The organism is Pseudomonas sp. SAS7 (assembly GCF_052112345.1).
GTDB classification, from domain to species: domain Bacteria; phylum Pseudomonadota; class Gammaproteobacteria; order Pseudomonadales; family Pseudomonadaceae; genus Aquipseudomonas; species Aquipseudomonas putida_Q.
This window is the reverse complement of sequence record NZ_JBEGGO010000010.1, coordinates 150,513-163,320: the sequence shown is the minus strand read 5'-3', so window position 1 is coordinate 163,320 and position 12,808 is coordinate 150,513. Positions and strand designations below refer to the sequence as shown.

Below are 12,808 nucleotides of genomic sequence, written 5' to 3'. Positions count from 1 at the left end.
GGAAAGGTCAGAGTAAGCCCAGTTGTTCGACCTCGGGCGCGCGCGGCAATTCCGGCAAAGGTGCAAGACCTGGCAGGCGTGCCATCAGCCGTTGATGGAAACGCTGGGCCAACGCCGCAGCCAGGCGATTGTCCGAGGTGTGCAGGAATATGTAGGGGTTGCGGCCTTCTTCGATCCAGTCGGCGACCTTTTCTACCCAAGGGCTGAGGAAGGTGTGATTGGCCTCCAGCTCCGGGTGGCCGATGAAGCGCACCTGTGGGTGCTGGCTGAAGGCCGCGGGGCGCGGTGGCACCTTGGGCTTTTTGGATTGCGCGTGCAGCACGGCAGGGTCGCGCGAGGTGCAGCTGAACAACGCACGCGGGTCCAGGCAGATGCGCTCCACGCCGCGTTCGTGCAGCAGGCGGTTGAGCAGGCGTTCTTCTTCACCCTTGGCGAAGAAGGCCTGGTTGCGCACTTCCACGGCCACCGGCGGGCCGATTTCGTCGAGGAAGTGGCAAAGCTCGCCCAGGCGTGCCGGGCCGAACTGGGCCGGCAACTGCAGCCAGTACGGCGAAACGCGCTCGCCCAGCGGTGCCATCAGCCGCGTGAAGTCGAAGGCAGGCTCCAGTTGATCACGCAGGTCACCCTCATGGCTGATGTCCCGGGGAAACTTGGCGGTGAAACGGAAGTGCCCGGGCATCACCTGCGCCCAGCGGGCAATGGTGCCGGGGGCGGGGCGTGCGTAGAAAGTGGTGTTGCCCTCAACGGCGTTGAACACCTGGCTGTAGAGGCCAAGCATTTCACTGCTGTTAGCGTCGGCGGGATAGAGGTAGTCGCGCCAGGCGTTTTCGCTCCAGGACGGGCAACCGAGAAAATAAGGCAGTGGTGATGGACTCATCCACTAAATGTACAGGTCGAGCCCCAGTACTTCCATGTCCCAGTCGGTAAAACCGGCGGTGCTCAGGTAGCTGGCCAAGGCAGTGGCGGTGCGCCGGTCACGGGCGCGGGGGAAGACCATGTCCTGCTGGCGGGCTGGCAGGCCACCGCTGCAGCGGCGGGCGGTGGCATCCACGGGGGCGCCCTGGCTGTCATCTATCAGCTCGGCATCATCGATGGCCTCGTCACGCGCCGGTGCCTTGCGCGGGGTGCGCTTGACCGGGTAGGACTGCGATGAGAAACCGTCGATACGCATGGCATGAGCACTCAGGACCAATGATGGCAATTTAGCAGCATCAGGGTTCCGTCGCTAATGCTTGACTGATAACTGGACCACAGATCGCGCAAAAGGTTTTAGAGTGATCGGCGATAACCGACGAACAGCACTCAGTGCTTCTTGGGCGTGGCTACATTATCGCGCAGATATACCGGTTGCGCCTGCTCGGCAACGATTGCCTCATCACGAGCCCAGGCGAAGGTAGCCAGGCTGAGAATGTCCAGCGCATTGGGCAAGGCGCCAGGGTTGCTGGTCGCCACCTTTACCGCCAGGCGCTCGGCATAGCCCCATCCGGTACCGGCACCGAACCACTCGCCATTGCTGCCCGCCGGCAGCGCTACCTGCTCGGGCGGCAACACCGCTTCGCGCCCGACCAGGCGCATTTCGCCGGCCGTGGCCTGGTAGCAGCCCCAGTACACTTCATCCATGCGCGCATCGATGGCAGCCGCCACCTGCTGCACGCCCTGCTCGCGCAAGGCACCCTGGGCCAGCGCGGCCAGGTTGGACACCGGCAGCACCGGGCGCTCCAGCGCGAAGGCCAGGCCCTGGACCACACCAATGGCAATGCGCACGCCGGTGAAGGCGCCCGGGCCACGGCCAAAGGCGATGGCATCCAGTGCATTCAGCGCAACGCCGGATTCGGCCAGCAGCTGCTTGATCATCGGCAGCAGCTTCTGCGCGTGCTGCCGTGGGATCACCTCGTAATGGCTGGTTACCTTGCCGTCATGCAGCAGCGCGACGGAACAGGCTTCGGTGGCGGTATCCAGGGCCAGCAGGGTGGTCATCGAACAGGTATCCAGGTGCGAATGAAAAGAGCGGCAGTATAGAGCAGCAGCGGCGTTGTGTCCCGAGGGGGCGCTGTGCGGCCTTTGCAGGCGGTCTACACAACATGGCCTTGACGCGGTCCCTGTAGGAGCGGCCTTGCGTCGCGATGGGGCGCGTAGCGGCCCCACGATTTCAGCTTCGCCGCAGAAATTGCCGGGGCCGCTTGGCGGCCCATCGCGACGCAAGGCCGCTCCTACAGGGGCCGCGCCAGGCCGTGGACTGCAGGCCGGAAACGACAACGGCCCGCTAGCGGGCCGTTGTCGGGGGGCGTCAGGCGCTGATCAGCTCAGGGCTGCCAGGACCTTGGCAGTGATGGCGTCGACCGAACCGACACCTTCGATGTGGCTGTACTTCGGCTTGCCGGCATTGGCGGCCGACAGCTTCTGGTAGAACTCCACCAGCGGCTTGGTCTGGGTGTGGTAGACCGACAAGCGATGACGAACGGTTTCTTCCTTGTCGTCGTCGCGCTGGATCAGGTCTTCACCAGTGACGTCGTCCTTGCCTTCCACTTTCGGTGGGTTGTACTGAATGTGGTAGGTGCGGCCCGAGGCCAGGTGCACGCGGCGGCCAGCCATGCGGCCGACGATTTCTTCGTCGTCCACGGCGATTTCGACCACGGCGTCGATGTCGACACCGGCAGAGACCATGGCCTCGGCCTGCGGGATGGTGCGTGGGAAGCCGTCGAACAGGCAGCCGTTGGCGCAATCAGGCTGGGCGATGCGCTCCTTGACCAGGCTGATGATCAGCTCGTCGGAGACCAGCTGGCCGGCATCCATGACTTTCTTCAGCTCCAGGCCCAGCGGGGTGCCGGCCTTGACGGCGGCACGCAGCATGTCACCGGTGGAGATCTGTGGAATACCGAACTTTTCGGTGATGAACTTTGCCTGAGTACCTTTACCGGCCCCGGGAGCTCCCAGCAGAATTACGCGCATCTTGTGCTCCTCAAATTTTTTTATGAAATTCAATGGATTCGGCAACCAGGGCCAAGTCCGGAAAATCGGGTATGACCATAAAACGGTCAGAAGGCTGCTCAAGATACACAGCGCCCGGCAGCCATACAAGCGTCCCAAAGTTGCAGGAATGCGCCACTTGTGGCCGACCGGGCAGGTGGTTGCGCCGGGCGCAACCACCCTCCCCTTACCCGTGCACGGCCTGCACGCCACTCACCCCTGCTGGCCTGGGCACACCTTCAGCCGGTATTGCGCAGCCCGGCGGCAATACCCGCCACGGTCACCAGCAAGGCCTGCTCCAACGGGCTGTCCAGAGCGGCTTCGCGGCTGCGCGAGCGGGCCAGCAACTCGGCCTGCAGGCGGTGCAGCGGGTCCAGGTAGGTGTTGCGCAGGCTGATGAATTCCAGGGTCTCGGGGCTGTGCGCCAGTAGCACCTGCTGCCCGGTCAGGCCCAGCACCACCTGGCAAGACTGCGACAATAGGTCGCGCAGGTGTGCACCTAAAGGAAGCAAGTGCGGTTGCACCAGACGTTCGTCGTAGGCCTCGGCAATTTGCGCATCGGCCTTGGCCAGCACCATTTCCAGCATGTCGATGCGGGTGCGGAAGAACGGCCATTGCTCGCGCATCTGTGCCAGCAACTCACCCTGGCCGCGGGCCAGGGCATTGCTCAGCGCGGTTTCCCAGCCCAGCCAGGCCGGCAGCATCAGCCGGGTCTGGGTCCAGCCGAAGATCCACGGGATGGCCCGCAGGCTTTCGATCCCCCCGGCGCGGCGCTTGGCCGGGCGGCTCCCCAGCGGCAGGCGCCCCAATTCCTGTTCTGGCGTCGACTGGCGGAAGTACTCGACAAAATCGGGGTTGTCGCGCACCACGCTGCGGTACGCCTTGACACCATCGGCCGCCAACTGGTCCATCACCTCGCGCCAGGCCGGCTGCGGGGGCGGCGGGGGCAGCAGCGTGGCTTCGAGCACAGCGGCCAGGTACAGGTTGAGGTTTTGCTCGGCAATGCCCGGCAAACCGAACTTGAAACGAATCATTTCGCCCTGCTCGGTCGTGCGGAACCGCCCCGCCACAGACCCCGGCGGTTGCGACAAGATCGCCGCGTGCGCCGGGCCACCGCCGCGGCCTACCGTACCGCCACGGCCGTGGAACAGCAGCAGTTCGACCTGGTGCTCGGTACAGATGCGCACCAGGTTTTCCTGCGCCCGGTACTGCGCCCAGGCCGCCGCCGTGGTGCCGGCGTCCTTGGCCGAGTCCGAGTAGCCGATCATCACCTCCTGCGGGCCACGCAGCCCGGCCCGGTAACCCGGCAGGCCGAGCAGGCGCTGCATCACCGGGCCGGCGTTGTCCAGGTCTGCCAGGGTTTCGAACAGCGGCACCACACGCATGGGGCGGGTCAGCCCGGCTTCCTTGAGCAGCAGCTGCACCGCCAGCACATCCGACGCGGCACCGGCCATGGAAATCACGTAGGAGCCCAGCGAGGCCGCTGGCGCAGCGGCAACTTCACGGCAGGTTGCCAGCACCTCGGCGGTATCTGCCTGCGGCTTGAAGTGCGCGGGCAACAGCGGCCGGCGGTTTTTCAGTTCGGCTTGAAGGAATTCGATGCGGCGGTCTTCATCCCAGTCGGCATAACGGCCCAGCCCCAGGTAGTCGGTGATTTCGGTCAGCGCGTCACGGTGGCGGGCAGCGTCCTGGCGCACGTCCAGGCGGCCCAGGAAAAGGCCGAAAGTGACGGCGCGGCGCAGGCAGTCGAGCAACGGGCCTTCGGCGATCACGCCCATGCCGCATTCGTGCAGCGACTGGTAGCACAGCTCCAGCGGCGCAATCAGGTCGCGGTTATCCACCAGCACATCGGCGCTAGCCGGTTGGCTGCTGGTCAAAGCGGTATGCGCCCAGGCACGCGTCGCCCGCAGGCGGTCGCGCAATTGCTTGAGCACGGCGCGGTAGGGTTCGGCACTGTCGCCCACCCGTTCGCGCAAAGCGTCGCTGGCCTGCTGCATGGACAACTCGGCGGCCAGTGCATCGATGTCGCGCAGGAACAGGTCGGCGGCCATCCAGCGCGCCAGCAACAGCACTTCGCGGGTGACGGCGGCAGTCACATTGGGGTTGCCATCACGGTCACCGCCCATCCACGAGGCAAAGCGGATCGGCGCGGCCTCCAGCGGCAGGCGCAGGCCGGTGACATCCTGCAGGGCCTTGTCGACCTTGCGCAGGTGGCTGGGGATGGCGTGCCACAGCGAATGCTCGATCACCGCGAAGCCCCACTTGGCTTCGTCTACCGGCGTTGGCCGGGTACGGCGGATTTCTTCGGTGTGCCAAGCCTCGGCAATCAGCCGGCGCAGGCGTTCACGCACCTGCTGGCGTTCGTCAGGGGTCAGGTCACGGTGGTCCTGGGCAGCCAGCTGGCCGGCGATGGCGTCGTACTTCTGGATCAAGGTGCGGCGGGCCACCTCGGTGGGGTGTGCGGTAAGTACCAGCTGGATGTCGAGCTTGGCCAGTTGCCGGGCCAGGGCATCGTTGCTATGCCCGGCCTGCTTCAGGCGCGCCAGCAATTCGGGCAGTACACGGGCCTCGAACGGTTCGGGCTGGCCGGCGTCGCGGCGGCGGATCAACTGGTACTGCTCGGCCATGTTGGCCAGGTTGAGGAACTGGTTGAAGGCCCTGGCCACGGGTAGCAAGTCTTCTTCGGCAAGGTCGGCCAGGGTCGAGGTCAATTGCTCGCCCGGGCCGCGGCGGTCGGCCTTGGCGCTGTGGCGGATGTCTTCGATTTTCTGCAAGAACGCATCGCCATGCTGCTGGCGAATGGTTTCGCCGAGCAGCTCACCCAACACATGGACATCTTCACGCAAACGCACATCGATATCGGTCATTGGCCCTCTCTTTGGCGCGGCTCTGGCGCACTCCTGTACACAGCTCTACCGAAGAGTGCCCCCAGCCGAGCGGCAATGGCAAGCCGTGATCAGCCAAAGCAAACTAAAGTGAAAGCAAGCACTCCCATGCAATGCAGCCTTAGCAGGCGTCAATAGAGGTCGTCATGAAAATCCGTGAACTCGCCCAGCACTGGGAACAGAATGCCGCTGGTACCCTAAGCCGCACGGGCCATGTCTTGCATCTGGATCTGGAGTCCGAGGCGCGCCTGGCCGCGCTGATCGACATGTACCCCAAGCGCACCGCCGAGGAACTGCTCGGCGAGCTGGTGGCGGCCGCCCTCGAAGAGCTGGAAGCAAGCTTCCCCTATGTGCAGGGTCGTCAGGTCATCGCTACCGATGAAGAAGGCGACCCGTTGTATGAAGATGTCGGCTCTACGCCACGTTTTCTGTCCCTCTCGCGACAGCACCTGCACAACCTGAGCACCACCGGCGACGACAGCGAAAGATAATTACCCGCTCCGCGTTCCGGGCCTGCAAAAAGGCCCGGAATACCGCTCCAGCCCGCGAAAGTTCCGGCCAGTCCTCACTGACCAATCAGTCAGAAATAATTCCTCGTTTAGCGCACTTTTTTCTGAACCATTCTGAAAACGCTCGAGTCGGAGCCAATAGCCATCACGCTAAAACCCTGCACACTGCCCTCGTGCACCGTTCAGCTGAAGCGCTCGGTTTTGTCAGGGATTAAGCGATGGACTGCTACGGACATCGTCGTTATCAGGAGTGATCCAATGGAGCTGACCACCATGAAGACCCGCACTAGCAAACTGTCATCTACTCATGTGCGCGGGTTCAAGCTGGCCGCGCTGGCCCTGGGCAGTAGCCTGGTCCTGGCCGGCTGTGCGGGCAACCCGCCCACCGAGCAGTATGCCGTTACCCAATCCGCCGTGAACTCCGCCGTGAGCGCCGGTGGCACCGAGTTCGCTGCCGTGGAAATGAAAGCGGCCCAGGACAAGTTCAAGCAAGCCGAAATCGCCATGCACGACAAGAAGTACGACGAGGCCAAGCGCCTGGCCCAACAGGCCGAGTGGGACGCACGCCTCGCCGAACGCAAGGCCCAGGCGGCCAAGGCCCAGAAGGCCGTGCAGGATGCCCGTCAGGGCGTTCAGGACGTACGTGAGGAAGGCCTGCGCAGCGCTCAGTGAGCCCTGCCCCGCCAACCTTAGCCTTCGCACTCGATCAAAGGATGAACACTATGCGCAAACACGTCATGATTCCCGCCCTGCTGGCCCTCAGCGTTGGTCTTGCTGCCTGCTCGCACGACCCTAACGCCAACCTCGAGTCGGCCCGCACCAACTTCTCCTCGCTGCAGAGCGACCCGCAATCGAGCAAGGTCGCGGCACTGGAGACCAAGGACGCCCAGGACTGGCTGAACAAGGCCGACAAGGCCTACATGGACCGTGAAGACGAGAAGAAGGTCGACCAGCTGGCCTATCTGACCAACCAGCGCGTTGAAGTGGCCAAGCAGACCATTGCCCTGCGTACTGCCGAAGGTGAGTTGAAAAACGCCTCGGCCCAGCGCGCACAGGCCAAGCTGGACGCCCGCGACGCCCAGATCGCCAAGCTGCAGGACAGCCTCAATGCCAAGCAGACCGACCGCGGTACACTGGTGACCTTCGGCGACGTGCTGTTCGACTTCAACAAGGCCGAACTCAAGAGCAATGCATACCCGAACATCACCAAGCTGGCCCAGTTCCTCCAGGAAAACCCGGAACGCAAGGTGATCGTAGAGGGCTACACCGACAGCGTCGGCTCGGCCAACTACAACCAGACCCTGTCCGAGCGCCGCGCCAACAGCGTGCGCATGGCACTGGTACGTGCCGGCGTCGACCCGGCGCGCGTCGTTTCCCAGGGCTATGGCAAGGAGTACCCGGTAGCTGACAACGGCAGCAACTCGGGGCGTGCGCAGAACCGTCGGGTGGAGGTGACCATCTCCAACGACAACCAACCGGTAGCACCCCGTTCGGTGAGCCAGGTTCAGCGCTAAGGCTGGCTAGCTGAACACATAACCCCGCCTTCATGGCGGGGTTTTTCATGCGCCGCAACCAAAAAAGCACCTTTAAAAGCACTCTTTGAGGTACTACACTTTCATCACCGCCAATCACACTCATCGGTTGATACAACTATGACCTACCCGGTTCTTGCCGATCTGGCAGCATCCATCACAGACCTCAAGAAAGACCCTATGGGCACTATCCGCGAAGCTGCCGGCGAAACCGTGGTCATCCTCAATCGAAACGAACCTGCTTTCTATGCCGTTCCGCCAGAACGCTATGAAGCGATGATGGAATTGATCGACGACATGCAACTGGCTGAGCTTGTCCGACAGCGGCGCGGTGGGCCTACCGTGAGAGTGGATATCGATGAGCTCATCGCCGAAGCCGAAGGAAACAAAAAGCTACGACCTTGAATTCGATGTGCGGGCAAGGAAGGAGTTTCAAAAGCTCGATGGCGCATTGCAGGTGCAGTTCGCGAGAAAGCTGAAGGAGCGATTGGCTCAGCCCAAGGTGGAGAAAGACAAACTTTCCGGCATGCCGGATTGCTACAAGATCAAGCTGCGTTCGGCTGGTTATCGGTTGGTTTATCGGGTTTTCGATCAGCGCGTGGTGGTGATCGTCATCGCGGTAGGCAAGCGAGAGCGAAGCGATATTTACGATTCTGCCCGTTCACCCCTGAAATGACCTGGCAGTCTTTCATGACCTGCTCGGGCCTCTTCGTGGCTAAAGCAATCCCACAAGGACCGCGTCAAATCGGCTTTACGCAGTACCTGTGGGAGCGGCTTTAGCCGCGAAAGGGCCGCAACAGGCGCTGAAAAGGCTGGCTCATTTCACCTGCTGCGGCGTTTCATCGCCCATGCAGCGCACCGCACGCTTGCGGTTGTCCACCAGCACGCCGGTCAGGCCTTTCTGCCCGGTGTCGAACAACACCAGCACGCCATCGACGCACTGGGCCACTTGCGGCGCCGGGTCCAGCGAAACCTTGTAGTCCTCGCCAGGGATGGTCTTGAGCATGGTGAAGTCCTGCAGCAACAGGGCATCCTCGGGTTTGGCGAAATGCAGGTAACCGTAGTACCACAAGGCCCCCACCGTCACGATGATGCTGCCGACGCCGGTCAGGATCAGCGGGATGGCGTTGCGTTCTTCACTCATTGCTTGTTCTTCTCGTCAGGGAAATTGGGCACTTCGGCAAGCCGCCGCAGGCCGTTGAAATGGCTGGGGTCGTCGAGGAAACGCAGCATCACCTGGCGCCACGTGGGGTCGGCGAAGGTCTGCACGTGGCCACCACGAGTCAGTTGCAGCACCCGCGGCGGTGGCGCGTGCTGGTACAGGCGGATACCGTTGTCCATCGGCACCAGGTTGTCGTCGATGCTGTGGAAGAACAGCTTGGGCGGGCTGCTGAGCTGCTCGATCGAACGGATTGCGCTGTCGCCGTCCGGCACCAGCCACGACAGCGGCACCTGCAACGGCCAGGTCATCCAAGAGGTGCTGAGGGCAAAGCGCCCGACTGACCGGTAACTGGCTGGCACGCCATCGAACACCAGGGCACTGAAGCGCTGGCGCTGCTCGGGGTGGGCCGCCAGGTAGTGAATGGCCATGGCCCCGCCAAGGCTCTGGCCCAGCAGCACCAGGGGCTTGCCCTTTACCTCGGGCGCCTGGTCCAGCCAGGCCATGGCGGCGGCGATGTCTTCGTACACCTCTGGCAGGCTCGGCGTCCCCTGCGACAGGCCATAGCCGCGGTAATCGATCATCAGCACCTGGTAGCCCTGCTCCGGCAGCCAGTAGCTGCCACCCAGGTGCCCCGGCAGGTTGCCACCGTTACCGTGCAAGTGCAGTACCGTACCCTTGACCTCGACGCCGGCCTTGGCCGGCAACCACCAGCCGTGCAGGCGCAAGCCGTCCGACGTGACAAGGGTGACATCGCGGTAGGCGAGCTTGGCCCGCTCGGGGGTGAACGCCTGACCAGGCTCCGGGTAGAACAGCAAGCTGCTGCAGCCAATCAGGCCCAACAGCACCAAGCCAAGCGCCAGCAGGCGGCAGCGCTCAGAGAATGTTCGCGTAGTCGGCTTCAATACGGTCCAGGCTCAGGTGGTTGAGGAAGTTGGAGAAACACATCCAGGCCGACAGCGCGTTAAGGTCGCGAAACTGCTCGGGCAGGTACTTGGGCGGCTCGACCAGGCCCTCCTCGACCAGCTGGCGCAGGGTGCGCATGTCCTCGAGGGTGGTCTTGCCACAGAACAGCAGCGGGATCTGTTCGAGCTTGCCCTTCTTCACGGCCAACTGAATGTAGTTGTAAACCATGATGAAGCCCTTGAGGTAGGACAAGTCCTTGGTGAATGGCAGGCCATTGGGCACCGAACCGCGGAATACCCGGCTGGCGTTGCTGTAGCTCTGCGCAACCTCGAAGCCTTGCCCACGGAAAAAATCGAACACCTGGAGGAAATCGGCGCCCTCCTCGACCATGTGGATGGCGCGGGTGCGGTTGGTGAGCTTGCGCAGGCGGCTGGGGTAGGAGGCGAAGGCAATTACCTCCATGAGGATGGCCAGGCCTTCCTGGGTGACCGTGGACGAGGGCGGGCCCTTGGCCAGGAAGGTGCAGATCGGCTGGTTCAGGCCATTGAGCGTGGTACCGACGTGCACCAGCCCTTCGTGCACCTCCAGGGCGCGGACATCGCGGGCGTTGAACATGGCATCGGCGCGCACCTTGATGTAGTCGGCGCCGGCGGCGGCATCGGCGACGATGCCGTCGGACTCGAACACGCGAATGGTTCCCTCGGCCTCGCCGAACACCGTGTTCAGCCGGCGCTGGAGGATCTCCACGGCCTCCTTGGCGGTAAGGTTCTTCGGCTCGTCCTTCAGGTCGCCACGGCCATCGATGTTGTTCAGGTAGTCCGACAGCATCAGGCCAAGGTCGGCCAGGGTCGGGTCACCGGCATGGAAGGCATCGGAGGCCGCGCCATACAGCTCCTGGGAGATCAGGCCGAAGTCCTCGGTACCGCGCGCTTCGAGCATCCGCACTACCATGCGGTATTCGCGGCACATGCGCTTCATGATCTGGCCGACCGGGTTGAACTGGCCAAGCTGGCGGATGATGTCGCGCTCGATGCCCTGGAACTCGGCCTTGACCGCGCCGGAGTCGAACGACAGCGGGCGCGACTGGTAATAGGCACGGTCGACGGCCGGCGGCTCCTTGCCCTTGGCCTTGAGGAAGCCCTGACGAATGTTTTCGTCCCATTTCACCGCGTCCAGCACCCGGATCGGGGTCTGCGCCGCAACGATGCGGTCGGACAGGGCACGGATGGTTTGCTGGTATTCGTCCACCGGGGACTCCTTATTGCAACAATGAGCCAAGCCTTGTGTTGCCTGTGCTGGCCTCTTCGCGGCTAAAGCCGCTCCCACAGGGACCGCACAGGTCTCAAGCCTGATGCAGTGCCTGTGGGAGCGGCTTTAGCCGCGAAGAGGCCGGAACAGGTAACTACTTGCCAGTACGCTGGAACCGCGCCACTTCGACGAACAGGTCGGAGTTGGCCGGGTCGTCCAGGTAGGCCAGCACCCGCGCCGACGGGCTATCGATCAGCACGCCGTCGCCGTTGTCTTCCGGCACCTCGGTGCTGCGCCCGGTCAGTTCCTTCTTGTCCACCGCCTGCTGCACCTGCTCGACATCCAGGTTGTAGACGACCAGCTCGTTGCCATCGACGATGTCGAAGCCACCGATCAGGAAGTTACCCCCCAGGCGCTTGGGCACGCCAGCCGACAGGTACCAGCGGTTGCCGTGGCGCGATACGGTGAACACGTATTCTTCAGGGGCCTTGCCCTTGGCCGTGGCCATCGCCTTGTAGGCACCGCCGCCGCTGCGGCTGATGGTCAGCTTCAACGGCTCGCCCCAGGCGTCTTTGCTGCTCCACTTGCCGAGCAGGGCCTTGGGCGCCGCCTGGTTGCTGGGCAAGGGCTCATGGAAGGTCACCAGACAACCGCCCAGCAGCAGGAATGACAGAGTCAACAAAACCACACGCCAGGCTTTCATCAGGTTCTCCTTGAAAAATCGATCTCGGCTCAAGCCGATGCCAGCACCAGCTGCAGGTATCGGGTAAGCATAGCGAGCATCTGCCCATCGGCTTGCGCGTTCGCATCCTTGAGCAGGCCCTGATATTCCATCTGCACGATAATCGCCGTCAACATCTGGGCGTCCTGTTCCGGTTGCCGCGACCCCACCACCTGCAGCAATTGCCGGGTGCCGTGCAGCAGGATCTGCTCGTGGGCACGCACCAGCTCAGCCAGGCGTGGGCACAGCAGCGCCTCTTGGCGGAAGGCCTGTTCGGCCATGAGGAAGTCGCGGCGGTTCAGCAGTTGCCGCTGCACATAGTCGGCAGTCATGCGCGCCACTTCGTCAGCCAGCCGTGCCCGTGCCTGCGGGCTACCGTCGCCCTGGGCCAGCAACTGGCGCAACACCACTTCGGTGTTGGCCCACAGTTTGGCCATGTAGGCGGCACTGCGCTCGACATACTGGGCGAAGGTGTCGGTGAGCAGGTCCTCGATATCCTTGAAGTAATAGGTGGTGGCCGACAGCGGCACAGCGGCCTCAGCGGCTACCGCACGGTGGCGCACACCGCGTACACCATCGCGTACAACGATGCGCATGGCGGCGTCGAGGATAAGCTGGCGGCGCTGTTCGCTGCCTTGGCGGGCAGTCTTGCGGCCTTGGTATTGCACGCTTTCGGCGACGGCGGTAGCGATGCCGGCGGCGCCTTGGTCAGGCATGGCGGGTGTCACGGGGATACCTCACGGTTCAAGTCATCTGCGGCCTGTACTGACCTCATCGCCGGCAAGCCAGCTCCCACCGGCCCGCACAATAGTCAGGACCTGTGCAGTTCCTGTGGGAGCGGGCGTGCCCGCGAAGAGGCCAGTACAGACAACATAAAGCTT

General features: G+C 63.4%; 15 protein-coding genes. 5 read left to right on the top strand and 10 right to left on the bottom strand.

Annotated elements, in window-relative coordinates; translation table 11 throughout:
- Positions 1-7 precede the first annotated feature (7 nt).
- From ABI582_RS17735 to ppc, 5 genes are all read right to left on the bottom strand, one after another.
- A complete protein-coding gene (locus ABI582_RS17735; RefSeq protein WP_442119840.1) occupies positions 8-877 on the bottom strand; it encodes a DUF72 domain-containing protein in 870 nt (289 codons plus the stop codon).
- 3 nt (positions 878-880) lie between these two features.
- Positions 881-1,171: a hypothetical protein gene (locus ABI582_RS17730; RefSeq protein ID WP_442119839.1), complete on the bottom strand. Its 291-nt coding sequence runs from the start codon at positions 1,169-1,171 to the stop codon at positions 881-883.
- A 131-nt stretch (positions 1,172-1,302) separates the two neighbouring features.
- Positions 1,303-1,977, bottom strand: a complete 675-nt coding sequence (tsaB, locus tag ABI582_RS17725) for a tRNA (adenosine(37)-N6)-threonylcarbamoyltransferase complex dimerization subunit type 1 TsaB (RefSeq protein WP_442119838.1) — start codon at positions 1,975-1,977, stop codon at positions 1,303-1,305.
- Positions 1,978-2,298: 321 nt separating this feature from the next.
- Positions 2,299-2,949, bottom strand: coding sequence for an adenylate kinase (adk, locus tag ABI582_RS17720; RefSeq protein ID WP_016501192.1), 651 nt, complete (start codon positions 2,947-2,949; stop codon positions 2,299-2,301).
- A 257-nt stretch (positions 2,950-3,206) separates the two neighbouring features.
- Positions 3,207-5,834 carry a phosphoenolpyruvate carboxylase gene (gene ppc, locus ABI582_RS17715; protein WP_442119837.1) on the bottom strand — a complete coding sequence of 876 codons (2,628 nt, stop codon included), beginning with the start codon at positions 5,832-5,834 and terminating at the stop codon, positions 3,207-3,209.
- A gap of 164 nt (positions 5,835-5,998) precedes the next feature.
- Here ppc and ABI582_RS17710 point away from each other — a divergent pair, with 164 nt between their 5' ends.
- The 5 genes from ABI582_RS17710 (at position 5,999) to ABI582_RS17690 (ending at position 8,569) form a co-directional block, all read left to right on the top strand.
- On the top strand, positions 5,999-6,343 hold the full coding sequence (locus ABI582_RS17710) for a pilin assembly protein (RefSeq protein ID WP_258655497.1): 345 nt from the start codon (positions 5,999-6,001) through the stop codon (positions 6,341-6,343).
- Between the two features lie 276 nt (positions 6,344-6,619).
- Complete coding sequence (locus tag ABI582_RS17705; protein ID WP_014592166.1) at positions 6,620-7,033, top strand: DUF4398 domain-containing protein; 414 nt, start codon at positions 6,620-6,622, stop codon at positions 7,031-7,033.
- 50 nt (positions 7,034-7,083) lie between these two features.
- Positions 7,084-7,875 (top strand): OmpA family protein, encoded by a 792-nt coding sequence (locus ABI582_RS17700; protein WP_338746280.1) that lies wholly within the window; start codon positions 7,084-7,086, stop codon positions 7,873-7,875.
- Positions 7,876-8,013: 138 nt separating this feature from the next.
- Positions 8,014-8,298, top strand: a complete 285-nt coding sequence (locus tag ABI582_RS17695; protein WP_258655496.1) for a type II toxin-antitoxin system Phd/YefM family antitoxin — start codon at positions 8,014-8,016, stop codon at positions 8,296-8,298.
- Complete coding sequence (locus tag ABI582_RS17690) at positions 8,252-8,569, top strand: type II toxin-antitoxin system RelE family toxin (RefSeq protein WP_442119836.1); 318 nt, start codon at positions 8,252-8,254, stop codon at positions 8,567-8,569. The genes ABI582_RS17695 and ABI582_RS17690 overlap by 47 nt, the downstream gene beginning before the upstream one ends.
- A gap of 141 nt (positions 8,570-8,710) precedes the next feature.
- On the opposite strand, the gene ABI582_RS17685 is transcribed toward ABI582_RS17690, so the two are convergent.
- The 5 genes from ABI582_RS17685 to ABI582_RS17665 form a co-directional block, all read right to left on the bottom strand.
- Positions 8,711-9,037: a hypothetical protein gene (locus tag ABI582_RS17685; RefSeq protein ID WP_338746277.1), complete on the bottom strand. Its 327-nt coding sequence runs from the start codon at positions 9,035-9,037 to the stop codon at positions 8,711-8,713.
- Complete coding sequence (locus tag ABI582_RS17680; protein ID WP_442119835.1) at positions 9,034-9,957, bottom strand: alpha/beta hydrolase; 924 nt, start codon at positions 9,955-9,957, stop codon at positions 9,034-9,036. The genes ABI582_RS17685 and ABI582_RS17680 overlap by 4 nt, the downstream gene beginning before the upstream one ends.
- A complete protein-coding gene (locus ABI582_RS17675; protein ID WP_019472389.1) occupies positions 9,929-11,206 on the bottom strand; it encodes a flavohemoglobin expression-modulating QEGLA motif protein in 1,278 nt (425 codons plus the stop codon). The genes ABI582_RS17680 and ABI582_RS17675 overlap by 29 nt, the downstream gene beginning before the upstream one ends.
- Before the next feature lie 154 nt (positions 11,207-11,360).
- On the bottom strand, positions 11,361-11,909 hold the full coding sequence (locus tag ABI582_RS17670) for a hypothetical protein (protein WP_442119834.1): 549 nt from the start codon (positions 11,907-11,909) through the stop codon (positions 11,361-11,363).
- Positions 11,910-11,938: 29 nt separating this feature from the next.
- A complete protein-coding gene (locus ABI582_RS17665; protein ID WP_019473756.1) occupies positions 11,939-12,643 on the bottom strand; it encodes a TetR/AcrR family transcriptional regulator in 705 nt (234 codons plus the stop codon).
- Between the last annotated feature and the right edge of the window lie 165 nt (positions 12,644-12,808).

Bases quoted from the DNA above. Each gene is read 5' to 3' on its own strand.
- ABI582_RS17735 (WP_442119840.1), bottom strand. From the start codon at position 877: ATGAGTCCATCACCACTGCCTTATTTTCTCGGTTGCCCGTCCTGGAGC.
- ABI582_RS17730 (WP_442119839.1), bottom strand. From the start codon at position 1,171: ATGCGTATCGACGGTTTCTCATCGCAGTCCTACCCGGTCAAGCGCACC.
- tsaB (WP_442119838.1), bottom strand. From the start codon at position 1,977: ATGACCACCCTGCTGGCCCTGGATACCGCCACCGAAGCCTGTTCCGTC.
- adk (WP_016501192.1), bottom strand. From the start codon at position 2,949: ATGCGCGTAATTCTGCTGGGAGCTCCCGGGGCCGGTAAAGGTACTCAG.
- ppc (WP_442119837.1), bottom strand. From the start codon at position 5,834: ATGACCGATATCGATGTGCGTTTGCGTGAAGATGTCCATGTGTTGGGT.
- ABI582_RS17710 (WP_258655497.1), top strand. From the start codon at position 5,999: ATGAAAATCCGTGAACTCGCCCAGCACTGGGAACAGAATGCCGCTGGT.
- ABI582_RS17705 (WP_014592166.1), top strand. From the start codon at position 6,620: ATGGAGCTGACCACCATGAAGACCCGCACTAGCAAACTGTCATCTACT.
- ABI582_RS17700 (WP_338746280.1), top strand. From the start codon at position 7,084: ATGCGCAAACACGTCATGATTCCCGCCCTGCTGGCCCTCAGCGTTGGT.
- ABI582_RS17695 (WP_258655496.1), top strand. From the start codon at position 8,014: ATGACCTACCCGGTTCTTGCCGATCTGGCAGCATCCATCACAGACCTC.
- ABI582_RS17690 (WP_442119836.1), top strand. From the start codon at position 8,252: ATGAGCTCATCGCCGAAGCCGAAGGAAACAAAAAGCTACGACCTTGAA.
- ABI582_RS17685 (WP_338746277.1), bottom strand. From the start codon at position 9,037: ATGAGTGAAGAACGCAACGCCATCCCGCTGATCCTGACCGGCGTCGGC.
- ABI582_RS17670 (WP_442119834.1), bottom strand. From the start codon at position 11,909: ATGAAAGCCTGGCGTGTGGTTTTGTTGACTCTGTCATTCCTGCTGCTG.
- ABI582_RS17665 (WP_019473756.1), bottom strand. From the start codon at position 12,643: ATGCCTGACCAAGGCGCCGCCGGCATCGCTACCGCCGTCGCCGAAAGC.